Annotated in this window: 23 protein-coding genes; 15 read left to right on the top strand and 8 right to left on the bottom strand. The window is 71.5% G+C overall.

Features of this window, described 5'->3' with window-relative positions; translation table 11 throughout:
• Positions 1-56: 56 nt before the first annotated feature.
• Together DAI17_RS13405 and DAI17_RS13400 are read left to right on the top strand one after the other, a co-directional pair.
• On the top strand, positions 57-872 hold the full coding sequence (locus DAI17_RS13405) for a hypothetical protein (protein ID WP_107773693.1): 816 nt from the start codon (positions 57-59) through the stop codon (positions 870-872).
• 13 nt (positions 873-885) lie between these two features.
• Positions 886-1,371, top strand: coding sequence for a SixA phosphatase family protein (locus tag DAI17_RS13400; RefSeq protein ID WP_199905112.1), 486 nt, complete (start codon positions 886-888; stop codon positions 1,369-1,371).
• 11 nt (positions 1,372-1,382) lie between these two features.
• Here the strand turns inward: DAI17_RS13400 and DAI17_RS13395 are convergent, their stop codons facing one another.
• The gene (locus DAI17_RS13395) at positions 1,383-2,921 is read right to left on the bottom strand and encodes a hypothetical protein (RefSeq protein WP_199905111.1); all 1,539 of its coding nucleotides are present in this window, start codon (positions 2,919-2,921) and stop codon (positions 1,383-1,385) included.
• A 202-nt stretch (positions 2,922-3,123) separates the two neighbouring features.
• Between DAI17_RS13395 and DAI17_RS13390 the strand changes: the two genes are divergently transcribed.
• Positions 3,124-3,771, top strand: coding sequence for a hypothetical protein (locus tag DAI17_RS13390; RefSeq protein ID WP_107773691.1), 648 nt, complete (start codon positions 3,124-3,126; stop codon positions 3,769-3,771).
• Positions 3,772-3,897: 126 nt separating this feature from the next.
• Positions 3,898-4,500: a hypothetical protein gene (locus DAI17_RS13385; RefSeq protein ID WP_107773690.1), complete on the top strand. Its 603-nt coding sequence runs from the start codon at positions 3,898-3,900 to the stop codon at positions 4,498-4,500.
• Positions 4,501-4,510: 10 nt separating this feature from the next.
• On the opposite strand, the gene DAI17_RS13380 is transcribed toward DAI17_RS13385, so the two are convergent.
• The 4 genes from DAI17_RS13380 to DAI17_RS13365 all read right to left on the bottom strand — a co-directional run bounded on the left by DAI17_RS13380 (position 4,511) and on the right by DAI17_RS13365 (position 9,335).
• A complete protein-coding gene (locus DAI17_RS13380; protein ID WP_107773689.1) occupies positions 4,511-5,146 on the bottom strand; it encodes a hypothetical protein in 636 nt (211 codons plus the stop codon).
• A 103-nt stretch (positions 5,147-5,249) separates the two neighbouring features.
• Positions 5,250-6,434 carry a patatin-like phospholipase family protein gene (locus tag DAI17_RS13375; protein WP_107773688.1) on the bottom strand — a complete coding sequence of 395 codons (1,185 nt, stop codon included), beginning with the start codon at positions 6,432-6,434 and terminating at the stop codon, positions 5,250-5,252.
• Between the two features lie 4 nt (positions 6,435-6,438).
• Positions 6,439-7,647, bottom strand: a complete 1,209-nt coding sequence (locus tag DAI17_RS13370) for a ComEC/Rec2 family competence protein (protein ID WP_159081532.1) — start codon at positions 7,645-7,647, stop codon at positions 6,439-6,441.
• Positions 7,644-9,335 (bottom strand): gluzincin family metallopeptidase, encoded by a 1,692-nt coding sequence (locus tag DAI17_RS13365; protein WP_107773686.1) that lies wholly within the window; start codon positions 9,333-9,335, stop codon positions 7,644-7,646. Before DAI17_RS13365 ends, DAI17_RS13370 begins: the two co-directional genes overlap by 4 nt.
• Before the next feature lie 356 nt (positions 9,336-9,691).
• Between DAI17_RS13365 and DAI17_RS13360 the strand changes: the two genes are divergently transcribed.
• Both DAI17_RS13360 and DAI17_RS13355 read left to right on the top strand, forming a co-directional pair.
• Positions 9,692-11,395 carry a ComEC/Rec2 family competence protein gene (locus DAI17_RS13360; protein ID WP_159081531.1) on the top strand — a complete coding sequence of 568 codons (1,704 nt, stop codon included), beginning with the start codon at positions 9,692-9,694 and terminating at the stop codon, positions 11,393-11,395.
• A gap of 69 nt (positions 11,396-11,464) precedes the next feature.
• Positions 11,465-12,175 carry a DUF5995 family protein gene (locus DAI17_RS13355; RefSeq protein ID WP_107773684.1) on the top strand — a complete coding sequence of 237 codons (711 nt, stop codon included), beginning with the start codon at positions 11,465-11,467 and terminating at the stop codon, positions 12,173-12,175.
• Between the two features lie 76 nt (positions 12,176-12,251).
• Here the strand turns inward: DAI17_RS13355 and DAI17_RS13350 are convergent, their stop codons facing one another.
• Positions 12,252-12,923 carry a Type 1 glutamine amidotransferase-like domain-containing protein gene (locus DAI17_RS13350; RefSeq protein ID WP_107773683.1) on the bottom strand — a complete coding sequence of 224 codons (672 nt, stop codon included), beginning with the start codon at positions 12,921-12,923 and terminating at the stop codon, positions 12,252-12,254.
• A 570-nt stretch (positions 12,924-13,493) separates the two neighbouring features.
• Between DAI17_RS13350 and DAI17_RS13345 the strand changes: the two genes are divergently transcribed.
• The 3 genes from DAI17_RS13345 (at position 13,494) to DAI17_RS13330 (ending at position 17,118) form a co-directional block, all read left to right on the top strand.
• Entirely contained in the window at positions 13,494-13,937 is a 444-nt protein-coding gene (locus tag DAI17_RS13345) for a hypothetical protein (RefSeq protein ID WP_159081530.1), read from the top strand.
• A 140-nt stretch (positions 13,938-14,077) separates the two neighbouring features.
• Positions 14,078-15,727, top strand: a complete 1,650-nt coding sequence (locus DAI17_RS13340) for a hypothetical protein (protein ID WP_159081529.1) — start codon at positions 14,078-14,080, stop codon at positions 15,725-15,727.
• 515 nt (positions 15,728-16,242) lie between these two features.
• Positions 16,243-17,118 (top strand): HDOD domain-containing protein, encoded by an 876-nt coding sequence (locus tag DAI17_RS13330; RefSeq protein ID WP_159081528.1) that lies wholly within the window; start codon positions 16,243-16,245, stop codon positions 17,116-17,118.
• Between the two features lie 171 nt (positions 17,119-17,289).
• Here DAI17_RS13330 and DAI17_RS13320 read toward each other — a convergent pair whose 3' ends face one another.
• Complete coding sequence (locus tag DAI17_RS13320) at positions 17,290-17,844, bottom strand: TetR/AcrR family transcriptional regulator (RefSeq protein WP_107773678.1); 555 nt, start codon at positions 17,842-17,844, stop codon at positions 17,290-17,292.
• A gap of 45 nt (positions 17,845-17,889) precedes the next feature.
• Here DAI17_RS13320 and DAI17_RS13315 point away from each other — a divergent pair, with 45 nt between their 5' ends.
• The 3 genes from DAI17_RS13315 to DAI17_RS13305 all read left to right on the top strand — a co-directional run bounded on the left by DAI17_RS13315 (position 17,890) and on the right by DAI17_RS13305 (position 19,615).
• Positions 17,890-18,786 carry an alpha/beta fold hydrolase gene (locus DAI17_RS13315; RefSeq protein WP_199905110.1) on the top strand — a complete coding sequence of 299 codons (897 nt, stop codon included), beginning with the start codon at positions 17,890-17,892 and terminating at the stop codon, positions 18,784-18,786.
• A 107-nt stretch (positions 18,787-18,893) separates the two neighbouring features.
• Entirely contained in the window at positions 18,894-19,217 is a 324-nt protein-coding gene (locus DAI17_RS13310) for a GYD domain-containing protein (protein ID WP_107773677.1), read from the top strand.
• A 194-nt stretch (positions 19,218-19,411) separates the two neighbouring features.
• Positions 19,412-19,615: a cold-shock protein gene (locus tag DAI17_RS13305; protein ID WP_107773676.1), complete on the top strand. Its 204-nt coding sequence runs from the start codon at positions 19,412-19,414 to the stop codon at positions 19,613-19,615.
• Positions 19,616-19,717: 102 nt separating this feature from the next.
• Here DAI17_RS13305 and DAI17_RS13300 read toward each other — a convergent pair whose 3' ends face one another.
• Complete coding sequence (locus DAI17_RS13300; protein ID WP_107773675.1) at positions 19,718-20,659, bottom strand: hypothetical protein; 942 nt, start codon at positions 20,657-20,659, stop codon at positions 19,718-19,720.
• Between the two features lie 222 nt (positions 20,660-20,881).
• Between DAI17_RS13300 and kdgD the strand changes: the two genes are divergently transcribed.
• The 3 genes from kdgD to DAI17_RS13285 are packed head-to-tail and all read left to right on the top strand — an operon-like array spanning position 20,882 to position 24,702.
• Positions 20,882-21,796, top strand: a complete 915-nt coding sequence (gene kdgD / locus DAI17_RS13295) for a 5-dehydro-4-deoxyglucarate dehydratase (RefSeq protein ID WP_107773674.1) — start codon at positions 20,882-20,884, stop codon at positions 21,794-21,796.
• A 60-nt stretch (positions 21,797-21,856) separates the two neighbouring features.
• Positions 21,857-23,380, top strand: a complete 1,524-nt coding sequence (locus DAI17_RS13290; RefSeq protein WP_107773673.1) for an aldehyde dehydrogenase (NADP(+)) — start codon at positions 21,857-21,859, stop codon at positions 23,378-23,380.
• Positions 23,377-24,702, top strand: a complete 1,326-nt coding sequence (locus DAI17_RS13285) for an enolase C-terminal domain-like protein (RefSeq protein WP_107773672.1) — start codon at positions 23,377-23,379, stop codon at positions 24,700-24,702. Before DAI17_RS13290 ends, DAI17_RS13285 begins: the two co-directional genes overlap by 4 nt.
• The last annotated feature ends 39 nt before the right edge of the window (positions 24,703-24,741 follow it).

Below are 24,741 nucleotides of genomic sequence, written 5' to 3'. Positions count from 1 at the left end.
GAGCATAGTCAGGCAGGACGGGTTGCCCGCTTCCACGCCGGACGTAGGCTCTCGTCATGGAGCTGATCCTGCTGCTGTTGGTCCTCGCGGTGCTCGGGGCCGTGGCGGTCGGTGCCTCACGCCGCAACAAGGAGCGCGAGCTCGCCCGTCGCGAGGACGAGCTCGCCCCGGTGCGCAAGCTGGCCTTCGAGGACATCACGGCGTTCGGCGAGGACTTGCAGCAGCTCGACCTCGAGATGAGCGGCCACGAGCTGGATGCCGGCGCGAACGCCGACTACCAACGGGCGCTGGACGCCTACGAGTCGGCGAAGGTCGCCGGCGACTCGATCGGCAAGCCCGAGGACATCAAGCACATCACCGAGATCGTCGAGGACGGTCGCTACGCCGTCGCGTGCGTGCGCGCCCGCGTCGCCGGCGAGCCGCTGCCGACCCGGCGGCCGCCCTGCTTCTTCGATCCTCGGCACGGCCCCTCGGTGGCCGACGTCCCGTTCGTCCCGCCGGACGGCGTCGAGCGCGACGTGCCCGCGTGCGCCCTCGACGTCGAGCGCGTGCGCGCCGGCGCCGAGCCCGACATCCGCAAGGTGATGGTCGGCGCCCAGCGGGTCCCCTACTGGCAGGGCGGCCGCGCCTACGAGCCCTACGCGATGGGCTACTTCGGCGCCTTCGGACCCATGACCTGGATGTTCCTCGGCGGCATGATGTTCGGCGGCTTCGGCGGTGGCTACGACGACGGCGGGGACGGTGGCGGCGACGGTGGCGACGGCGGCGGTGACGGCGGCGGTGACGGCGGCGGGTTCGACGGGGGCGGCGACGGCGGAGGCTTCGACGGTGGGGGCTTCGACGGCGGCGGCTTCGACTTCGGCGGCTTCTGACCCGGCCTCGCCCGTGGGCACCCTCGTCCTGCTCCGCCACGGCAAGTCGGACTGGTCGGGCGACGAACCCGACCACCTCCGCCCACTCGCGCGCCGCGGGCGGCGTCAGGTGCCCGAGGCCGGTCGGTGGCTCGCCGACAACGTCGGCGTCGTCGACCTCGCCATCGTGTCGCCCGCCGAGCGCACCCGCGAGACCTGGCGACTCGCGGCCGCGGAGCTTGCGGTTGCTCCGCCGGTCCGCGAGGACGAGCGCGTGTACGCCGCCTCGGCCCGGGAGCTCCTCGACGTCCTGCGGGACGTGCCGGCGGAGACGGGGACCGTCGTGCTCGTGGGCCACAACCCGGGCATGGAGGACCTGGCGGAGAGCCTGACCGGTGGACAGGTGCGGCTGCCGACGTCGGCGGTGGCCGTCATCGACGTACCCGGCCCTTGGTCCGCCGTCGGGGGTGCGCCCGCCACGCTGCGGTCACACGGCCGCCCGCCGGCGCCGCTGAGGTGACGGCCCACGCGTCACAGGGGCGAGTGGACGAAGGGCAGGAACCGGTTGACCAGGTCGAGCTGGTCGTCGAGCCAGCCGATCAGGCTCAGGGTGTCGCTGACGGCCGCGGGCGGGTCGCTGAGGAGGGTGTCGGCCCGCAGCAGCCGCTCGAAGTCGACCATCACGGGACCCGATCGCGGGTGCCCGTTCCGGTCGGCGAACTCGACCCCGGCCAGCTCCATCACCCTGATGACCTCCTGGGCGAGGATGCCGTAGGCGGCCGTCGTCGGGTGCACGCCGTCGAGGGAGAACAGCCCGCCGTCCGTGCGGCCTCCGGGGCCCGACCGGAAGAACCGGGTGTTCGGCACCGGGTCCAGCAGGCGCAGCGCGCGAGGCAGCTCGTACGGCGTCCACCACTCCGGCCGCGCCCAGGGACTGTCGATGTAGCGACGGGTCGCGAGCCGGTCGAGGAGCGACCCCATGTCGAACAGGTACCAGTCGAGGCCGTCGCGACGCGCGGCCGCCACGGACGCGACCAGCGTCTCGTTGAAGGCGTCGATGGCGGAGTCGATCGCCCGGGCCTCGTCCTCGGTGATGTGGGGGTCCCGCCCTGGGTCGAAGTCGTCGTCGCTGATCCACGGCCTCGTGTAGTAGGGGAAGTACCGGGACTTCGGTGACACCTTCCGGAAGGTGCCCCGGGCGATCGGCGCGATGGTGACCGACGGCACCGTCGCGACGATGGTGTGCTGGGCGTCGATGCCGCGCAGCTTCGCCTCGAGCAGGGCCCAGTCGGCATCGAACGCGCTGGGACGCCACAGGTTGCACCCGGCGCGGGCCGCCAGGCGCTTCTCGGCCGGGAGGTCGGCGTACCCCTCCGGCGTCCACGCGGGCTCCAGCGAGACGACCGAACCGAGGGCGTTGTTGGAGCCGAGCACGACCACCAGCGTCTCGATGCCCTGGCCCGGTCCGCTCATGTCGGCCACGGCGTCCAGCACGGAGCGGCCGCGGTTGCCCTTGCGGGCCCGCTGGAGCACGGGCCAGGCGGCGCGGTCCTGGTGGTGCTCGACCAGCTGGGACAGCGGGTCGTCCGAGGTCGGGCGGGCCAGCCGGGCGGCGACCCTGGTCGAGGTGAGGAGCTGAGGGTCGAGGAGGTCCCAGCCGTAGACCGCCATGTTGTGGAACGCGGGTCCGCCGGGCGGGGTCTTCGAGCCGGGACCGCGCTCCCAGTGGTCCTCGATCCGGTCCATGTAGGACCGCAGCCACAGGGCCGCCGTGACGATCTCCCAGAAGTCCAGGCGCGCGCCGAATCGCTTCTCGAACGACCTCGCGAGCCGTTCGAGGTCCAGGGGCAGTCCGCCCGGGCCCGTCGGCCACTCGTACGTCGGGAAGGTGAACCGCTCGGCGGTCAGGCCCAGCTCGTACGCCGTGATCGCCGGCCAGGACAGGTCCGTCCGGTGCACCGCCGCACTCATGAACCCCTGGGTGAGGGAGTCCCCGATCGTGACCAAGCGGTGCTTCGCCTTCACGGCCGCCGGCCGCGGCACCTCGACACCGAGGGTCGGGTCGGTCACCGGCTCTCGTGGAGTCGCGCGGATCTTGACCTCGTCGGGTGTGTCCCTCGAGCTCGCCATCACTGACCCCCTGTCGGCCAGACCAGCGTGCGCCCCGAACGGGGCCCGTGACAAGCATCTGACGGCCCGTCCCTGCCTCGCGGTCAGATCGGCCGCGCACGGTGTCGTTGCCACGAGCGCCACGGGCCTCCATGGTGGGGCCATGGCCCGACGCCCGATCCCGGCCCCTCGGCCGTTGCTCCATCCGCTGCGTACGGCCGACAGCGCTCGGAGCACGGTCCAGCTCCTGCCGCACCACCGGATGCGGGTGACCATCGACCACCAACCGCTGGCGGGGATCACGCCGGCGATGCTGCTCTGGTGGTTCCAGCACATCGGGGACTCCACGACGTACGGCGGCAAGCAGATCCCGGGCTACCTGGCGTGGCACCCGCTCGACCACATCCGCTGGGAGCTCGCCCGGCCCGCTTCCGGCGGGGGAGTGGGCGAGGGAGCCCGGTTCCGGATCGTGGAGGCGTTCGACCGACGGCCGGAGTTCTACGTCGACAGCACCGAGACCGTGGAGAAGCTCGACGGGGCCGGCATCCGGCTGGTCCGGCGGTTGGCCGGGATCCAGGTGTTCCAGCTGGAGCACACGTGGTCGGCCTGTGGGCAGGGGACCCACTACGTCAGCGTCCTGGACCTCGGTGCGAGGTCACCCCTCCTGTCGCCCGTGAACCGGTACCTGCGCACCAGGGTCTTCCCCGAGCGGATGGCCCGGGCATGGGTGGTGCACAACGTCGAGGAGGTCGGCGTCCTCGAGCACCTGCTCCCCGACGTCCTCCGCCAGAGGACCGACGTGGACGCCTGACCGTCCGTCGTCCGGCCCACGCGCGACGACGACGAGGACCGGAGCGAGCGGCACGCCGCCGCCCTTGGCGCGGGACGGATGATCTGCCACGCTCGTCCTCTCGGGTCATGCACAGGGGTGCGAAGCATGCAGGACCTGCTGATCGCAGCGACACCGCCGATCGTGGCCGCCGTCCTCGCGGCCGCGGGCGTGTGGCTGCGTGCCCGCAGCGGCACGCAGCGCAGTGCGCGGAGGGTGAGTGCGGCGCAGGCGAGGATCGGGACGATCACGTCCATGCTCGCTGCGTACGGCGACGACACGAGCGACAGCCACGAAGCCACGAAGGAGATGCTCAGGAGGGAGCTCGATGCGGCGTACGCGGAGCTGCGCCTCGCGACGGAGGATGCGCAGCAGGACGAGGACCGGGGGCGGTCCGCCGACCTCCTCCGCGCGGTGCTCCTGATGGACCACCAGCCCGGCACGGTGGTGGCCCGGGTGGCGTGGGTCCTCTACTACCTGTCCCTGGCGTGGGCGCTGCTGTGGTTCGCCGCCGCGATCCTGTTCGGGCTGGCTGGAGCCGTGGCGGACTCCGGGGAGTCGTTCGGCGCGCGGATGGCGATGGCCATGGGGATCACCGTGCTGGCCCTCGCGATCGGTCTGGCCCCGGCGATCGTCCTCCACCTCGTGGCCCGGCTGGCGGCCGGTGGCGGTCGTGCCGCCCGGAGCAGCCCGCCGGCGCCCGAGCCGTGAGACCCGGCCCTCAGCCCGCCGTCACCGCGACCTCGAAGGCACGCCACTCGTCGGGGCACTCCGTGCCACCGGCGATACCGAAGCAGGGCCAGATGCTCCACACCCCTTCCTGGTCGAGGAGGAGCGTGGTCTGCAGGTCGATCGAGTCACCGGGGGCGAGCGTCACCAGCTGGTCCACCTCCTTGTCCCGGTTCGTGTCGGCCGGGTCGCGGACGCCGACGAACACGTACTCCAGCTCGACGGACGTGTCGCCGGCGTTCGTCAGCCGGTAGCCGATGGCCAGCGTGTCGTTGACGACCAGGGGGTCCTGCCACGACGCCACGAGGTCGGTGAGCTCGATCCCGCTGGCCGTGGCGTGGGGCCCGGCGTCACGGTGGATGCCGTCGGCCGGGGGACGCGCCTCGGTCGGGGCTTGTCGTTCGACGACGGAGTCCGTGGCGCGGTCCACGACCGGCGTGACGCCGCTGCCGCCGAGCGTGGCGTAGGCGAAGAACGCGAGGAACGACGCACCGATCACCGAGGACACGACGCGTGCCCACGTCGGGACCTGCGGTATCTGGGCACGCTCGACGGAGAAGCCTCCACCGACGATCGCGATCAGCAGGAAGAGACTCCCCATCGTCAGCGCGATTGTCTCCTCCGACATGGGCACCGTCCCTGCTCCCAGTCTAGGTCCGGCAGCGCCCGCGGGAGGTCACGATCGGAACGTCGGGTGCGGCCCTGTCGGGGCGGCGACGCGGGCGGGCGCCTCAGTCCACCAGCGGGCGCTCGGGGTAGGGCAGGCTGCCGGGACGCAGGTCGGGACGGACGTGCTTGCGCAGACCCGTGTCGGTGATGACGTACCCCCAGTTGACGAGCAGCTCCTGCTGCGCCGCCGGCAGGTCGTCCAGACGAGTCGGAGTGGCCGCGAGCCGGGACGTGACCCGCGGGTGTGCGGGCAGCGAGTCCGCCAGCCGGTAGTCCTCGACCTCGCTCCGGATGCCCACGTAGCACCCATCGCGCCGGCCGGCCCGGAACGCCTCGACGAGCTGCCGCTTGCGCAGGGACCGGACCTGGTTGTCGATCACGTGCAGCACCCGCGCCGTGTGCCTCGCCCAGTCGGTCGGCGGCTCCGGGTCGGCGTCCAGCCGACCACCGGCGTCGGCGACGAGCAGCGTGCGGCACTCGTTCCACGCCGTCTGCAGACCGAGGTTGTCGTAGACGCCGCCGTCAGTGAGGCGGATCTGACCGCGGAACTCCGGCCCGGTGAGGTCGTTGCCCGCCAGGGTCACCCAGTCCTCGTGCTCGAGGTCGAGGGTGCACGGCGACAGCACGGGTGGGAACGCCGACGACGCGGCGACCGCCACCGCCAGGGGAAGGTCCGGCCGCAGGACCTGCCCGACGCGGTAGTCAGCGAGGTAGGGCTTGCTGAAGCGCATCAGCACCCCCGACTCGAGGTTCGTCGCGTTGATCACGAACCGGGGCCGTTCCGGCAGGTCCTGCAGGCTCGCCTTCCCGAACAGGTGCTTGCGATAGGCCTTGACCACCCGGTCGGAGACCGACGTGAACGGGAGGCCGAGCCCCATCACGACCGACGAGACGTCGACCCCGACGCCCGCCATGCGCCGGACCGGGTCCACGACCTGCGTCACGAAGGCTCGGCCCACGCCGGTGTCGTCGAAGTCGAGGTGGTCCCAGGCCAGGGCCAGCACTCCTGCGGTGATCGATCCGCCGGAGACACTGGACACGCGGTCCAGCGAGGGCAGCATCGCGGCGTCGTTGAGCCGCCAGAGGACGCCGACGTGGAAGAGCATGGCCCGGTAGCCGCCCCCCGAGAGGCACAGCGCCGTCCCTGTCGACGGCGGGGCGTCACCCCCGCCGGACTGCTGCGGGACGGGGTCCTCGGCCGGGACCCGCCGTACGTGCGCCGAGGACGGTGCGTCGTCGCTGCTCATCTGCCTACCTCCTGTCGCTGGGTCCGAGGACGTCGGGACCACCGGCGAACGTGACCTCGAGGGACGCGCCGTGCGCCACGGAGCGGGTGTCGTGCAGGAGGCAGCGCGACGAGTAGAGGGCAAGCGTCCCCTCCGCGTCCGGAACGCTGTCCCAGTCGCCGTCGTGGGTGGAGACCAACGCGTGCCGCTCCCGGCCGTCCGGGCTCTGCGCCGGCATCAGCTCGTCGAAGAGCTCGTCGTACGTCCCGTTGTGGCTGCCGTGGTGCGAGATCTTGACGAAGTGCACCGGCTGCAGTCCGTGTGCGTGCATGCGCTTCCAGGACTTCAGCTCGGCGTCGCCCGCGAACAGCAACCGCCACCCGCGCCACTCGAGCTGGAAGACGATGCTCGTGTTGTTGTTGGCCTTGTCGATCTCCATGATCCGGCGACGGGTGCCCGTTCGCCGGGAGGCCTGAAGGTCGAAGAACGCCCCGGGCTCCACCCCCACCGGTGGCACGGACAGGGCAGGCGTCGCCGGTCCTCCTGATGCTGCCTCCGCCGCGCCGGCCGCCGTGAGCGCCGGCCCGTCGAGGGCACGCCCGTAGTACGTCGACGTGTCCTCCTCCGGCGCGAGGATGCGCACGGTCGCCTCCGTGAACGGGTGCTTGCCCTGCAGGTCGGTGGTGCGATCGACGTAGTGGGTCCGCTCGCGAGGTGCGAGGTCCCGAAGGTGGTCGACGTAGTCGCTGGTCCTGAGCCCGAGCGCTCCGGGTGGCAGCCCAGCGGAGTTGTTGCGAACCATCATGTCCAACCACGGGTCGGGTGCCGCCTGCACGATGCGGTGCGCGTCCTCCAGGGCGAGCGCAGCGACGCGCCTCCTCTTCTCGGCCTCCGGGTGGGTCGCGTAGTAGTCGGGGTGCGCGGAGCCGGTCAGCCAGGCGTGGCGCGCAGCGAGGCCGACCCCGGCCCGGTGCGCGGCCAACAGGCCTTGGACGTGGTCGAGGTGCTCGTGGGTCATCACGTAGAGGTCGACGGTGCCCCCGGTGCGGTCCGCGACCTCCCGCACCACTCCGGTGAACACCTCGTCATCGTTGCCGTCCCCGGCGAGGAGGTTGCCGACGTCGATGAGCACGTGGCGGGTCTCCTCGTGCCCGTCCTCGGTCAGCTCCGGAACCGAGACGAGGACCGCGTCGCCGAAACCGACGTTGTACGCGCGGACCACGAGGTCGCTCACCCCCACCACCCCGCCAGGTGCAGCAGTCGGTGGCTGTTGCGCAGACCGGCGTCCTCGTCGCCGCGCACCGCGACTCCCGACTCGTCGTCCTGCTCGAGGAGTCCTTCCTGCTCGAGCTCGAGCAGGAACGTGTCCCGCTCGGTCCGGTGCTGGTGTCCGGTCACGTCGCTGCTCACCATGGCCAGGCACTCCCCGGTGTCCCAGTCGAGGGTGACGGTCGCACCGGTCGGGACCACGCGTGTCCGGCCGGTCGCACCGGCCGCGTCCTCGGTGACGTTCCACGCGACCTTCAGGATCAGCTCCCGCTGCACCGGCGCCACGCCGTCGCGCCTGGGGCCGACCACCTTCGTGCTGTCGACGCGCGGCAGCACCGTGAAGGCCACGTCCCGGGGAATACCCATCGTGGCGCGGTGACGGGTGACGTACTCGTAGGCCGCCCAATCACTGCCGTGGATGCGCCGCAGCTCGTCGGGAGGGACGGAGAGGTCGGCTGGTCGAGGACTGAGGAGGTCCGCGGCCGTCGCGACCAGGCCCCGTTCGACGAACTGCGCGGCCAGACGTTCGCGCTGCCGCAGCAGAGCGGCGCCGGCGTCCGCGTCGGGGCGCACGGCACGATCTGCCGCCAGCGTCGCCCGTCCCACGTCGGCGAAGCTGAGCTCACCCGGCGGCAGGTAGTCGATCCCCCGCAACAGCAACCGCCGGAAGATGATGTGCGCCGTACCCAGGGCCTTGTTGGCTGCCGCCGCCGTGGAGCCGCCGCTCGCGTCGGTCGACTGCTCCGCCTCGAACCGGGTCGCGAACATCCCGCTGAGGCAGTCGTAGAAGATCGCCGACAGCAGGGTGCTCAGGACGTGCGGTCGCGCGTCGGCCAACGTGTGGACGGTGTCGACGTTCCTCAGCTCCCGCAGGGCGCGGCGGGACATCCCGTCCGCGCTCGGCCGTGCCATGCCGAACTCCTCGGCGATCGAGCTGAACGCGCTCTCCCCGGCCAGGGAGTTGTCGCTGCGGGCCAGGACCGCCTCTCGCAGGCGTCGGCTGTCGAGGGCCATGACCACCGCGACCAGGTCGGCGACGGCCTCGTGGATGGCGACCGACTGCGGCGTCGAGCTGTCGTACAGCGACGGCACCACCGCGTCGAGGAGGGCGTGCCCGCACTCGTGCGCCACCACGTCGCGGCTCAGCGCCGTGTGGACCCGTGCGCCGGTCGCGCCGTCGAAGGAGAAGAACTGCAGGCTGCGGGTCCCGCGGTCGTAGAACGCGTTGGCCCACTCGCCGGCTCGCGGCACGACCAGCAGCTGCTCCCCACCGAAGGCCCACTGGACCCGCCTCCCCAACGCGTCCGGACCCTCGAACATGCGCACGGTCTGGAAGACGGTCCCGAACGCGTTGATCGCGAGGTCTCCGGCCGACGCGTCCCCGTGGCCGGCGACGTACCTGCCCGACCTCGGGTTGGACCGGAACGGGACGAACGTCGCGGGGGGCGGCAGGGGCGCTCCGGTCGCCGGGTCGAAGTCGACGACGGCGAAGCGGCGCGTCGCCGGCCCGTCGAGGAACCGGTCGTTCCCGTCGCCGGGCAGGGTCAGCTCCTTCGTCTCCTTCTCGGGAGCGCCGGCCGTCACGCCCGGACCTGCCAGGGACACCGAGCCGTCCTGGACCAGCAGCTCCACCTCGGCGACGACGTCCGCCATGGCCCCTCCCGCGTCCGGAGTCTGATGCCACGATCCTCCGGCGACTTGACTCGGGACATAGCCCGAACGGGTGACTTCGGCAGTGGCCCGCGATCGCGGAGCGAGCGCCGTGGGACGTCCGCCCAGGCCTCCCGTGCGTGCTCCACGCCCTGTCTAGCCCGGCGTTTGACAGCCCTCCGCGACGCGGTCACCGTGATTCATGTCGGCGTGAAGGGGGCGCCATGTCCGGGTCGTCGAGGCAAGACCGAGATGCCTTTGTCCCGTGGCGCCCATCCTGTCTCCCGGACCAGCTCCGCGAGCGGCTCGCCGACCTCAGCTACGTGATCGTGGACGAGGTCGTCGGGAACCTCGTCACCATGACCGTGAGCCCGTGGCCGGACGCGGACCGGCACGGAAGGGTCCGGTTCTTCGCGACGAGCTCCCCGGTCTCCGGACCGGGGCACCTGCTGGTGCACCAGCGGGAGCTCCACGACCTGCTCTACCAGGGGTGGCTGCGCCGCGACCCACGCCCGGGGGACGTGTTCGCGACTGCGGTGGCGGCCGAGGTCGGGGAGCGGTTGCGGCGGGGTGAGGACGTCGTGCTCGATGCCGACCTCCGGCTGGCGACGGTGCTGCCGGGGACGGTCTGCGACCTCACTGCTGAGGCCAGGAACGTCGCGAAGCTCGCGTTCTACGCAGGCGTGTCCGGGGTGCAGCCGATGGAGCAGGCGATCGCCCAGCGGCAGGTCCCGACCGGTCTGCCGGAGGAGAAGGCGCGCACCGGAACGGTCCGACGGGTCCCGTGGAAGGGGCCCTACGTCGTCCCCGGGCAGGGGGAGTCACCGGTCCGCTGGGAGCTGCCGGCGAAACGGCTCCAGGAGCCGAGCAACGTCGTGGACGCGATACGGAGCAACCCCACAGCGATGTTCTACTTCCTGCTCAACGTGGGCGACGGTGACACCCAGCTGCTGCTCCTCCCGGCTCGGGCGGAGACCGGGCTCCGGCGGGTCATCGTCGTCGATGCCGGGACGACCCGGAAGCTGCCGGCCCTGCTCGGTCGTCTCGCCGCCGAGGGGCTGGTCCCTTCGCCCGGGGGGACCGAGGAGGTCTGCGCGCTCGTCGTGGCCACCCACCCGCACGACGACCACATCGAGGGGATGGCCGAGCTGCTGACGGCGTACGGCTCGGCCGGCATCGCCGACTTCTGGGAGACGGGCTACCACGCCCCGACCGGCGCCTTCGCCGAGATGATGGTGGCGGTGGAAGAGGAGCGGATCCGGCACGGAGAGCCGACGGCGGGCACCACGTTGTACGTCGACGGCACCAAGATCACGGTGCTCGCGCCGAGCGTGCACCTGCGCACCGCGTACGACTCGTACGGCGTCGACTGCAACGATGCCTCGATCGTGCTGCGCGTCGAGTTCCCGGCGGTCCGCATCGCGACCGAACGGCTCCGGGACGGTCGCGAGTCCCGGATGGACCTGCGCCTTCCCAGGCCCTGGTCCCTCATCCTCGGGGCCGATGCCCAGACCCGGTCGTGGTCCCACACCACGACCGAGTTCCCCCAGCTGCACCGCGGTCACAACGCGGCGCTCTACCGCGGGCTCGCCGAGGCTCGTGGGCGGGACTACCTGGCTGCGGAGATCCTCAAGGTCTCCCACCACGCCTCGAAGCACGGCATCAACACCGAGCTGATCGAGCGGATCAGGCCCCAGGTCACGCTCATCTCGTCGGTGGGAGGCGGCGGCAGGTACGGGTTCCCGCATGCCCTGGCCACGCAGGCGATCGCCGAGGCGCTGGCTCCGACGGCCCGGTCGGGGTCCACGCCGCCCGTCGACGCCGACCTCGGCATCCACTACACCGGCGGTCATGCGAAGGACGGCACCCCGCTCGGCTCCATCGCCCTCCTCGTCCCGCCCAAGCGTGGCGCGCGCCTGGTGATGTGGCGCTTCGGCGACGCTCCCCGCGACGAGGTGGACCTCGACAACGGCCGGGTCCTCCACCCGATCCGCGCCACGCGTCGCTCGCGGTCGGAGGCGACGGACGATGAGAAGCCGAAGGCCGAGAAGCGCGGAGAGTGACGGCCCGCCCCGCTCGGACGGGGCCGTTGGTCGCTGACACGTGGGCTGCAGGACGGGCATACTCCGATCATGGCCACGGCCAGGACCGTCGACGAGGTCATCGCCCGCATGCAGGAGATCGACGCCGACCTGCCCGCCGGTGACGGCGTCCGGGTGTTCAACCGGATGTACCTCACGGTCACCGAGCGCATCGCCGCGACGCTCACCGATCCCGGCAACCCCCACGGGACCTCGTTCCGCAACGGTCCGGCGATGGCCGAGCTCGACGTCCGCTTCGCCAACCTCTGGCTGGAGGCGTACGACGCCGACGCGGCAGGCCGTCAGGTCACGCGTGCGTGGCGGCCGATCTTCGAGGCGCGCCGTGGGGGTCGGCTCCCCGTCCAGTACGCCATCGCCGGGATGAACACCCACATCGAGCACGACCTGCCCGTCGCCGTGGTCGACACGTGTCGTGCCCTCGGCCTCGACCCCGGCGATCTCCACGATGACTACGAGGCGGTCAACGACGTGCTGGCCCAGGTCGAGTCGGGTGTCCGGCGGTCCTTCCTCGACACGCTGGGGCGAGAGGTCGACGACCGGATCGGCCCCGTCGTGCACCTGCTCAGCACGTGGAACATCGACAAGGCCCGGGACCTGGGCTGGGTGAGTGCCGAGACGCTGTGGGCGCTGCGCCGGACCACCATTCTCCGCGACCGCTTCCTCGACGCGCTGGGACACACGGTCGGCATGACGTCGCGGGCACTGCTGATCCCCAGCACGGCCCGGCTCGGTCGACCTTAGGCACCGACGATGTCCGCCGCGGTCCCTGCCGAGCCCTCGGGGGACTGCGGAGAGCGTCTGCCGCCGGGATCGACACTCAGGTCCGGAGCTGCTTCCAGTGCCCTTCGGAGACGAAGGCGACGTCGCCGTCGACCACCGTGATCGCCGTCTGGTCGTCCATGGCGTACGCCGTGTTCGGGACGCCGGCCGCCCAGTCCTGCGCCTCGGCCATGGAGTTGCCCGGCATGCCGTCGGCAGCCAGATGAGGGCAGATCGAGAAGTCGACCAGGCCCAGCGTGGTCTCGTCCCCGGTGGGTGGTCGCCACTGGATGAAGTCCTCCCCCACGTAGGGGGTCATCACCATGCTCCCGGCACTGAGTCCCACCCAGACGGTCTCGCGCAACGACGGCAGCAGGTCCACGAGCCCGGACTCCCGCATCCAGTGGCTCAGGTAGAGGACGTCGCCGCCCGCGACGAGCAGGGCGTCGGCCTCCCGGACCAGCGGCACCCACCGCTCCTCGTCGATGCTGGGAAGGGCGGTGAGCTCCAGCACGCCGACGGACTTCCAGCCCAGGTCGATCATCGGGTTCTCGGAGCTGCCGCTGATGAACTGCCAGGCCCTCGTCCCGGGGCCGACCATCGGGTGCCCGTACATCGCGGTGGGGATGCACACGGCGGTGGACTCCTCGATCGGCTTGCCGAGGAGGTCCACGAGTGCGTCGCGGATGCTGGGGTTCGTCACACCGCCGGAGGTGAGGAGCAGCTTCACGTGGTCTCCCGAAAGTCAGTGGGGTCGAGTGGCACAGGCGGCCGTGCGCGGCCGACACTCCTTCGACGTGTGGTCCCGCCGCGATTCGACACGGTTGACCAGAGTGGTCCGACGAACCTTCCGCCCGCAAGGGCACGGTGTGGTCGTGAGAGCAGACCTATCTGCGTCGGTGGAACCTGATGTCGCCGTTGGGGAGGCGGTCGGTGCGGTAGCCGGTGTCGTGTGCCCGGTGGTGACGGTGGCTGCAGAGGAGCACGGCGTTGTCGAGGTCGGCCTCCTCTCGACGACGGTGACGTCACGCGCATGCGTGACACTCAACGGTCGTCGCTCCTGGAGGCCCGGATCTCGGACTATTACTCACACCCTCGCAACTCGCCCCACCAGCTCGGCATCTCGACTACCCGGTGACCCGTGGAACGTGCCTCCTACGCTGCCCAACGCGGAGCCCGTTCGCAAGCATGTTCGCACGTCCCCATTGAAGTAAACGGTGCTGGGGTGCCGCCCTTGGCGGCGAGCCGCGTCCTGCGCAACGCATCACCCGCGGTGGCCGCGTGAGCCACAATGGGAGACATGGACCAGGACGACAGCGTGGACACCGAGAGGTCCAGCGATGTGCCGCGGCAGGATCACCAGGGCATCGTGCACTCGGCGACGGATCGGTTCCTGAACAGCACGCGGGTGCTGGTGGAACAGGTGGCCCAGGCGGGAGGGGCCGGCGCGCAGGCGGTCGTCCCTGAGTCGGTCCTCTCGTCGGCCAACCACATGCTCGTGTCCATGCGCAATGCAGTCGAGTCGGCGCCGCAGGTCGGCGCAGAGCTCGAGATCGTCCTGAAGGAGATCCGTGCCAAGAGGCTGACCATCCAGGCCATCACGGCCGAGCTGGCCGTCCTGGACGACCAGCTGGAGGTCCTGGAGAGCTCGCTGGCTCCGCTGCAGGCCTGGAGCGCCCAGTGGAGCAAGGTGCAGCACACACTGCTGCACTCCCTCGACCTGCGTGCGGGCGAGAAGGGCTGAGTGCGTCGGCTCCGCGGGAGTACCGAACTTGGGGTAACTGCATCACGGCGTTCCGTGAGCGACGACTAGTTATTGCTTGCTAGTGGTCCGGCGTGTGACGCGACAGCGGATCGCTCGGACGAACTTCGAGGGCGGGGTGGGTGACCGTTGGAACCTCTCCCTCTCCACGATGCAGGCCGATTGAGGGTGTGGGGACTATGGCGGCACGACCGGTTGGCGTCGGCACGGCGCTCGCAGTGGCGGTATCCATGGCAGTGGTGGGGGTCTCGGCATCCCCGGTGAACGCGGCTGCGTCAGTGAGCATCGACGATCCGGGGGCGCCCGTCGCCGGCACGGTCAGGCTGACCGGCAAGGTCGGGCCCGGCGCGAGCGGGGTGACGAGCGTCCTGTACGTGATCGACGCCTCCGGCTCGACGGGCGATCCGCAAGGATCTGACTGCTCCGGCAACGGCGTGGCTGGTGGGGAGGACGACTTCAACGGCGACGCCTCGGTCGGTGACGTCCTGGACTGCGAGATCTCGGGTGTGCTTGCCCTCAACAAGAGCCTTCCCACGACTGGAGTCCAGGTGGGTCTCGTGGGGGTGGCTGGAACGGCTGCCGCGGCCGACCTGGACCCAGCGGGCTCAGCGTCCTTCGTCCCGCCCACCTTCACCGGCGGCGATCCTCGCCCGCGGATCGAGAGTGTCGCCAGGAGCGTCACGATGTTCAACGTCGGGCTCTACGACCCTCGAGAGCTCGAGGGAGGCACCAACTTCGACGCGGCCATCCAGGTCGCGCTCTCGACGCTCGCGACCGCGCCGGCCGGACCCAAGTGGATCATGTTCCTCTCCGACGGAGACGCTCCCGTCGCCGATGCAGTTCTCCAGCAGCTGCAACAGTCCCAGGTCCGGCTCCGCAGCTTCGGGGTCGGCTCCGGCGCCACCTGCGCAAGCTCTGCCAGCCTGTACAAGATGGCCAGCGCCACCGGGGAGACGTGTGAGGTGGTGCAGAGCCCGGCGTCCCTGGCCGCGGCCCTGACGGGCTCGCAGCCGGAGTCGGTCAACGGCGTCACGGTGACCATCGACGACGTCACCGTGGCTGCCGATGTCGACGCACTGGGCGGATGGAGCGCGAACTTCACCCTGGGCGCCGGCACCTACACGGCCACGGCCCGCGGAATTCTGGCGTCGGGAGCCACGGTCAGCACGCAACGTACCTTCACCGTGGCGGCGTCCGCGGGTGGTCCGCCGCCCGGATCCGTCTCCGTCGGCCCGGGGTCCTCCCAGGCCACGGCCATCAAGGTGAAGAAGCCCGAGCCGACTCGCAAGTCCCTGCCCGCAACCGTGACCGGTCGCGTGGGTCGCTTCACCTCGAAGTTCGAGACGACGAAGCAGCTCAAGGGAGCGCGGCTGGTCCTCGAGGCTCAACGGGGCGTCGGCTCACCGTGGCAGGTCGTGGACAGCGACAAGGCCGACCGATCGGGGCGCTTCGCCCTCACCTGGCGGGTCAAGAAGTCGATGACCTCGCTACGCGTCGCGCTCCAGCCGCATCGGGGCTATGCCGGCAGTGTCGCTGCCGTGCCTGCTCCGGCCATCTCGAGCTGCAAGATCACCAAGCGCGGCAGGGGCTGGACCCTGAAGTGCAGCACGACGGCCAAGGACGGCAGCCGCGTGCGCCTGCTCAAGAACGGGAAGGCGGTCAGGTCCGCCCGCGTGAGGGACGGGTCCTTCTCCCTGCGTGGGACGGGGGCGGTGGGCGCGTTCACCGTCGACGTCACTGCCGGTAAGCGTCACATCCGCCTCCCCCTGTGAGGCCAGCGCGGAATCCTCGCGCCCCCGCGGGTTGCCGCGCGGCGGGTCCCGTTGAAGGGACGGCCGCACCGGTCGTCCTGGCCGCACACATGGCGTGGCTTGTCTCTCGTACTCCTGGTTTCGATTCGCTGGACATCAATGCACGTGTCCTCAGCGGCTGGACGGCATCGTGTCCTCGGCACCGAACAAAGGAACACATCACGGCTCAGGGCACGGTCACGTGGTTCGACGCTGACAAGGGCTTGGCATCATCGCTCAGGACGGTGGCGGCGAGGACGTGTTCGTCCACTATCGGCCCGGGCAAGCGGTCGAGTACGCCGAGCGAGGAGGCCGGCCTCGCCCGGCATGGGAGTGCTCCTCTCCTGGCGCCTGTGCTCGGGATTGGCACACGGCCATCCCCTGGGCGTTTCTTCGCGTGCTCGAGCTGCGCCGCTGCTACGACCGCTTCCGATGCGAGTTTCCTCTGCTGACCCCGTCTCCCTCAGGTCTCGCCCCGGCGTGCCGATCACCTGGACGTGACCACCGCACCGCTCGTGGACCCGGCGGACCTGCTGGCCGCCGCCGAGTCCGTCGAACCCCTGCCCCACACCGTCGCCCGGCTGGCCACGCTGGTTGCGGACCCGAACTCCGACATCGGCATGATCAGCGAGACGGTGTCCCTCGACGTCTCGCTGAGCGCGGACGTGCTGCGCCTGGCCAACTCGGCCGCACTCGGCCACCGCGCCAACATCACGTCGGTGCGTGACGCCGTGGTGCGGCTCGGTATCAGCACACTGCTGTCGCTGACGCTGGCTTCGCGTGTGGGCGACCGGATGCTGCAGGCGCTGCCGACGTACGGCCTCCAGTCGGGCGCGCTCTGGGAGCGCTCGGTGGCCGCGTCGATCGCGGCCGAGGTGATCCGCTCCCGCGCCCGTGTTCCGGTCCCGGCGGAGGCAGGCACCGCCGCGCTGCTGCACGACTTCGGCAAGATCGTGCTGGCCCGACACTTCGGTAAGCAGATCCTGGAGACGCTGGCCCTGGCCGCCGCCACCGACGGCCTGGACCTGCTCGAGACCGAGCGGGTGGTCTTCGGACTGACCCACGCCGACATCGGCGGAACGGTGGCCGAGGCCTGGGGACTCCCGCTGACGATCGTCGACGGCATCCGGGACCACCACGAGGCGCACGAAGACCTGTCCGCCGTGAGTGCGGCAGTGGCGCTGGCGTGCGCGATGTCGTTCGAGGTCACCACCCGGGACGCGGACCCGGAGGAGCGGGAAAGCCAGGTGGCCCGACGCCGTGAGGTCACGCCCGTGATGAAGATCCTGCAGCTCGACGACGACGATTACCACGAGATCGTGGCGAGATCGCGCGATCGGTTCGACGAAGTGGCCGATCGATTCGGTGGCTGAGCCCGCCGGCGCGGGGCCCGCGGGACCGTGTCCCCGGGACGCGAGTCCACCTCGATCCCGCCGCTGTGCCGCTCGACCACGATCCGCCGCGACATGTCGAGCCCGGGTCCTTGGACAGTACGCCGGGGCGGGCCTCCCGGACAGGCGTGTGAGAGCCGGTCTGGCACCGGGTCAGGACGCCGCGAGGGCGCGCACCGCGCGCTCGATGGCCGGGCGCAGGTCGAGGTCCGGGTCGACCGTGAGCCGGTGCAGGAGCAGCCCGTCGCTGAGGGCCATGAGCGCCCGCGCGGCCGGCACCGGGTCCGCGACCCCGACCGCGACCACGATCGCCTCGGTCCACCTCTCGAACTCGCGCCGCTGGCGTCGCAGCGGCTCGCCCAGCTCGGGGTCACCGGCCAGCTCCAGGAAGAGCGCGTAGCGCGCGCGGGTGCGCGTGGCGAACGGGCCCGCCTCCAGGTCGGCCATGGCGCACCAGCCATCGATCAGGGCGTCGAGCCCGGACATCGCAGGCATCGCGGTCGGGTCGAACTCGGCCCTCTCGTGCTCGGCGATCCAGTCCACCACCCCGGCGAGCAGCGCCCGGCGCGTGCGGAACCAGTTCGAGGTCGACCCGGGCGGCAGGCCGGCCCGGTCGTCGACCCGGGCGTGGCTCAGCGCGCGCACGCCCTGCGTGCCGAGCAGCTCCACCGCCGCCTCGAGCGCGCGCTCCCGGGTGGCCGCGGCCATGGACGCCCCCTTCCGCGAGGTCTACTATGAAGATAGTAGTGCCGCGTGAGGGAGGTCGCCGTGGCCACGCCCGTCCCGGTCTGGACGCCGCCGATGCCCGAGGCGCCCGGGTTCGACCACCAGCTCGTCGAGACGCCCGGCCTGCACACCCACCTCGCCACCATCGGCGACGGGGAGCCTGTCGTGCTGCTGCACGGCTTCCCGCAGCACTGGTGGCAGTGGCGCGCCGTCGCTCCGGTCATCGCCGCGGCCGGTTACCGCGTCCTCTGCTCCGACCTGCGCGGGGCCGGCTGGACCGTCGCCGATGATCCCCGGGTCGAGCGCGAGACGCGGCTGCGCGACGTCCTCGACCTCCTCGACGTCCTCGGGGTCGACCGGTTCCACCTCGTCTCCCACGACCTGGGCGCAGTCACCGCGATGCAGCTGACCTACGAGCACCCCGACCGGGTCCGGGCGGCGGTGCAGCTCTCCGTGCCGCCGGGCTTCATGACGATCAGCCCCAGGACCATCCCGGGGTTCCGGCACCTGCCCTCCTTCATCTGGCACCGCCCGGGCGCCTCGATGCGCTACATCTTCTCCGAGCGGTACGTCGCCCGACCCCTGCCCGAGGACGTCATCGAGGCACACCTGGCCCCGATGGAGCTGCCGGAGATCGACGGCGCCGTGCGGACGACGACCCGCGGCATCGCCGTGCCCGAGGGCATGCGCATGCTCGCCGGCGTCTACCGCCGCCGGCGGCTCACGGTGCCGACCCTCTTCGTCTTCGGCCGGAGCGACCGCTACTGGAACGAGAGCATCATGCGGCGCGTCTGCCGTCACCCCGAGCGGTACGCCGATCGCGCCGAGTTCGCCCATGTCGACGGCGCGGCGCACTACATCACCGACGACGCGCCCGCCGCCGTCGCCGACCTCGCGCTCGACTGGTTCGAACGAGCGGCGTGACGCGGGCCCGCGGACAGGGCTCCACGGTCCTAGCCCCGACGGGCGATTGACCGCGCCACCACCCCGGTCATTCCATGACAGGAGGGCCGCGGACCTAGGGAGGCAACATGTCGAAGTACCTGATCAAGGCGTCGTACTCGCCCGAGGGCATCAAGGGTGTCCTGGCGAAGGGCGGGACCGCCCGGGCCGAAGCCATCTCCAAGCTCGCGGCGGGGGTGGGCGGCTCGATGGAGTCCTTCTACTTCGCCTTCGGCAGTGACGACGTCTACGTCATCGTCGATGCGCCGAGCCACGAGGCGATGGCGGCGATCGCGGCGACGGTCACGAGCACCGGGGCGCTCAGCAGCTACGAGACCGTGGTGCTGCTCACCGCCGAGCAGATCGACGCCGCCTCCCAGCTCGGCGTGGACTACTCGCCCCCGGGAAGCTGATCGTCGCCGAAACGTCGAACCCACCCTCCATGCCGTACCGTGGACGGCGTTGAAGGGTCGGCTGCAGCCGGCCTGGCCGCGGACGATCCGCGGCTCGTCGTACTCCTGGTCTTCGGTTCGCTGGACATCAGCATGGTGGATGTCTTCAGCGCCTCGCGGGGCACCCTGCCCCCGACCGAACAAAGGACAAGAACATGGCTCAAGGCACTGTGAAGTGGTTCAACGCTGACAAGGGCTTCGGGTTCATCGCCCAGGACGGCGGCGGCGAGGACGTCTTCGTCCACTACTCCGCGATCCAGTCCGGTGGCTACAAGTCGCTCGACGAGAACCAGAAGGTCGAGTTCGACCTCACCCAGGGCCCCAAGGGCCCGCAGGCGGACAACGTCCGCGTCTCCTGACGCAACCACGAAGGGCCCCGACCGCACCCGCGGTCGGGGCCCTTCGTGCGTCGAGGGGTGGAAGCCGTCGCGTGATGTCGACTGGCCTCGGGCGCGTCCGCGTCAGGGGCGGACCAGGACCACGTCGAAGTCGGTGCCCGGAGGCGCCCCCGGACCGAAGGGCGGCGGGAAGCCGAGGTCGAACCGGCCGTTCACCAGCGCCAGCGTGCACCCGTGCAGCGCCACGGTGGTCGGCACCCGGAACAGCTCGGAGGTGATCAGCTGGACGACCCGCCCGGTGGTGAGGTCCGGCGAGAGCTTCACCCGCGCCACCGAGTTGGCGAAGTTCTGCACGACCCAGGCGGTGCGGCCCTCGAGCTGGACGCCGTCGAGGGTGCCTGCGACGAGGGCCGGGCCGGTCAGCGGGATCTGCCTGCTCTCCCCGGACGTGGGGTCGACCAGCGCGAGGATCCCGAGGTCGGTGTGGCTCACGATCAACCAGCCGCGGTGGGTCGAGTCGATGCCGTTGAGGCCGAAGCCGCCGGTCGCGGCCGCGGGGCCCTCCACCGCGATCCGTTCGGTGGCGCCGAACGTGCCGTGGGGGCCGAGGGGGACCTTGTAGATCGTCGGTGCGAACGTGTCGGTGAAGTAGAGCGCGTCATGGGTGACGGCGACGTCGTTGGCGAAGGTGGAGCCGGCCGGGCCGAGCACCAGGTCGGCCACGGTCGTGCCGTCGTCGGTGTCGTACACGTAGGCGTGCCCGGTGGGGCCGCCGGCGACGACCAGCCAGTCCCGGTGCCTGACGACCCGCATGCCGAGCGCCACGCGCTCGTCGTCGGCGTCGTTGTCGACCCAGACCGCGCCGTCGCCGCTGCGCAGGTCGCCGCGGTAGATGTCGCCGTCGATCAACGAGCCGACGTAGAAGGTGTTGCCCTCGCCGACCGCGATCCCCTCGGGCTGGAAGTCGTCGGGGAGGGGGATGGACGAGTCCCGCGGGTGTGCGGATGCGGGGGCGACGAGCACCGAGACGAGAAGTGCCGAGATGAGTGGGGTGATCAGGCGCATGGGTGTCCTCCAGTCCGGCGACCCCACACCCACTGTGCGCCGCGACCAGCGGTGACGGGAATGCCTCGTTCGGGTTCCTCCGGATCGATCGCGGGCCGTGCGTATTGATGCCCGCGCGGCATCATCGGATACAAAACCGGGCTTGGACAGGCATCGTCGCGCGCCCCTAGCGTGATGCGGGCCGGCGAGGAGCCGGTTCCGCGACGACGAGAAGGACGCCCCGTGACCGAGTACAGCCCGACCGACCTGGCCGCCCAGCTGAAGAGCGGTCTGCTCTCGTTCCCGGTGACGCACTTCGCCGACGACCTCTCCTTCGACGAGGAGGGCTACCGCAAGCACCTCGCGTGGCTCGCCCAGTTCCCCGTCGCCGGTCTCTTCGCCGCGGGCGGCACCGGCGAGGGCTTCTCGCTGACCTCCGAGGAGACCGACAAGGTCGTCCGCACCGCCGTCGAGGAGGTCGCGGGCGCCGTACCGGTCCTCGCCCCCGCCACCGGCAGCACCCTCAACGCGGTCGCCCAGGCCGAAGCCGCCGCGGCCGCCGGCGCCGACGGCATCCTGCTGATGCCGCCCTACCTCACCGAGGCCAGCCAGGCCGGGCTCGTCGAGCACGTCACCCAGGTCTGTCGGGCGACCGACCTCGGCGTCGTCGTCTACAGCCGCGCCAACGCCGTGCTGCGCGACGAGGCCGTCGCAGTCCTCGCCGACCGCAACCCCACCATGATCGGCTTCAAGGACGGCGTCGGCTCGATCGAGCAGATGACCCGCACCTACGCCCGCGTCGGCGACCGCCTCATGTACGTCGGCGGTCTGCCCACCGCGGAGACCTTCGCGCTGCCGCTGCTCCAGCTCGGCGTCAGCACCTATTCCAGCGCGCTGTTCAACTTCGTGCCGCAGTGGGCGATCGAGTTCTACGACGCCGTCATCGCCCAGGACCGCGACGAGGTCTACCGCCGGCTCAACGAGTTCGTGCTGCCCTACCTCGACATCCGCGACCGCACCCAGGGCTACGCCGTCTCGATCGTCAAGGGCGGCCTCGCCGCGATCGGCCGTCCCGCTGGTCCGGTGCGCCCGCCGCTGACCGACCTCCTCGAGTCCGAGGTCGCCGAGCTCCGAGACCTGATCGCCCGCATCTCCTGACGTCGTACGGTCGAGACCAGCCACGACACCAGCCACGTCTTCCGTTCTCGAGAGGAACCCATGACCAGCACCGCTGACCAGGCCCGCTCCGTCATCGCCGGCACTCCGGCCGACTCCGCCGACGTCGAGGCCGCGACCACCGCTGCCGCCGAGGCGTTCGCGTCGAACCGCGCCACCACCCCCACCCAGCGGGCCGAGTTCCTCGAGCTCGTCGCCGAGGAGATCGAGGCCGACAAGGACGCGATCATCGAGGCCGCCGTCGCCGAGAGCAGCCTCCCGGTGGGCCGCATCACGGGCGAGGTCGGGCGTACGACGGGCCAGCTGCGGATGTTCGCGGGGGTGGTCCGCCAGGGCGACCACCTCGGCGTGCGCATCGACCCCGCGATGCCGCTGCGCGAGCCGCTGCCGCGCGCCGACATCCGCCAGCGGATGGTCCCGCTCGGCCCGGTCGCCGTCTTCGGCGCCAGCAACTTCCCGCTCGCGTTCTCGACCGCGGGCGGCGACACCGCCTCCGCGCTCGCCGCCGGCTGCCCGGTGGTGGTCAAGGGCCACCCGGCCCACCCGCGCACCGGCGCGCTCGTCGCCGCCGCGGTCGGCCGCGCCGTCGAGCGCGCGGGCCTGCACTCCGGCACGTTCTCGTTCCTGCTCGCCGGCGAGGGGCAGAGCGGCATCGAGCTCGGCCAGGCGCTCGTGGGTGACCCGCGGATCACCGCGGTCGGCTTCACCGGCTCCCGAGCCGGCGGCCTCGCGCTCGTCGAGACGGCCGCCAAGCGCGCCGTGCCGATCCCCGTCTACGCCGAGATGTCGTCGATCAACCCGGTCGTCGTGCTCCCCGGCGCGCTCGCCGAGGCCGACACCACGGCGTTCGCCGAGGCGTACGTCGGGTCGCTGACGCTGGGCGCCGGCCAGTTCTGCACCAACCCCGGCCTGCTCTTCTTGCCGGCCGGTGACGCCGGTGACGCGTTCCTGGCCGCCACCGCCGAGGCCGTGAAGGCCAGCACAGGCCAGCGGATGCTCACCCCCGGCATCGCCGAGGCCTACGCGAGCGGCACCTCCGCGCTCCGCGACACCGAGGGCGTCAGCGTCGTGGCCAGCGGCTCCGAGGGCGGCGACCACGCACCCGCGCCGATCGTCGCGGAGGCGCCGGTCGAGCTGCTCACCGCCGACAGCGCGGTCGCCCACGAGGTCTTCGGCGCCTCCGGCGTCGTGGTCCGGTACGACGACGTCGACGCGCTCCTGCCGCGGCTCGCCGACCTCGAGGGCCAGCTCACCGCCACGGTCCACGCGACGTCCGCCGACAGCGCCGACGCCGCCAAGCTCATCCCGGTCCTGGAGCTCAAGGCCGGCCGGATCCTCTTCAACGGCTGGCCGACCGGCGTCGAGGTCGGCCACGCGATGGTCCACGGCGGCCCGTTCCCCGCGACCTCCGACAGCCGCACCACCAGCGTCGGCAGCCTGGCGATCGAGCGCTTCCAGCGCCCGGTGGCCTACCAGGACGTGCCCGCCGACCTGCTGCCCGAGGCCGTGCGCGACGACAACCCGTGGGGCCTGACCCGCCGCGTCGACGGGACCCTCGAACGATGAGCGCACCGACCATCGCGAAGGTCGACGTCGTCCCGGTCGCCGGCCACGACTCGATGCTGCTCAACCTGAGCGGCGCCCACGGCCCCTTCTTCACCCGCAACATCGCCATCGTCACCGACTCCGAGGGCCGCGAGGGTCTCGGCGAGGTGCCCGGCGGCGAGGCGATCCGCGCCACGATCGCCGACGCGGTCGAGCTGCTGGTCGGGCAGCCGGTCCCTCGCTACCGCACCCTGCTGCGGCAGGTCGCCACCCGCTTCGCCGACCGCGACGCCGGCGGCCGCGGGCTGCAGACCTTCGACCTGCGGACCACCATCCACGCGGTCACCGCGCTGGAGTCGGCGCTGCTCGACCTGTCCGGGCAGGAGCTCGGCGTCCCCGTTGCCGAGCTCCTCGGCGACGGCCAGCAGCGCACCAGGGTGCCGATGCTGGGCTACCTCTTCTACGTCGGCGACCCCGACCGCACCGACCTGCCCTACCTGCGGGAGCCCGACGGCGTGGACGCCTGGGAGCGCGTACGCCGCGAGGAGGCGATGACGCCCGAGGGCGTCGTACGGCTCGCGGAGGCGGCGCGGGCGCGCTACGGCTTCAGCGACTTCAAGCTCAAGGGCGGCGTGCTCGCCGGCGAGGAGGAGGTCGCCGCGGTCACCGCGCTGCACCAGCGGTTCCCCGACGCGCGGATCACGCTCGACCCCAACGGCGGGTGGCTCCTCGACGAGGCCGTCAGCCTCCTCAGGGGCAAGGGCGACGTGCTCGCGTACGCCGAGGACCCGTGCGGCGCCGAGGGCGGCTACTCCGGCCGCGAGGTGATGGCCGAGTTCAAGCGGCGTACCGGACTCCGCACCGCCACCAACATGGTCGCCACCGACTGGCGGCAGATGGCGGACGCCGTGCGCATCAACGCCGTCGACATCCCGCTCGCCGACCCGCACTTCTGGACCATGGCGGGCTCGGTGCGCGTGGCGCAGCTGTGCCACGACTTCGGGCTGACGTGGGGCTCGCACTCCAACAACCACTTCGACGTCTCGCTCGCGATGTTCACCCAGGTCGGCGCCGCGGCGCCGGGGGAGATCACCGCGCTCGACACGCACTGGATCTGGCAGGACGGCCAGGGGCTCACCCGGGCGCCGCTGGAGATCGTGGACGGGCACGTCGCCGTGCCGGAGACGCCCGGGCTGGGCGTCTCGCTGGACCGCGACCGCCTCGTCGAGGCACACGAGCTCTACCTCGAGCACGGGCTCGGGGCGCGGGACGACGCCGCGGCCATGCAGTACCTCGTGCCGGACTGGAGCTTCGACCCCAAGCGTCCCTGCCTCGTCCGCTGACCGGTTCGCAGATCGATCCACCGAGCCACCGGGCTCCGG

Source organism: Nocardioides sediminis (assembly GCF_003047295.1).
In the GTDB taxonomy this organism is placed as follows: Bacteria; Actinomycetota; Actinomycetes; order Propionibacteriales; family Nocardioidaceae; genus Nocardioides; species Nocardioides sediminis.
This window is presented reverse-complemented; position numbering and strand designations above follow the sequence as displayed.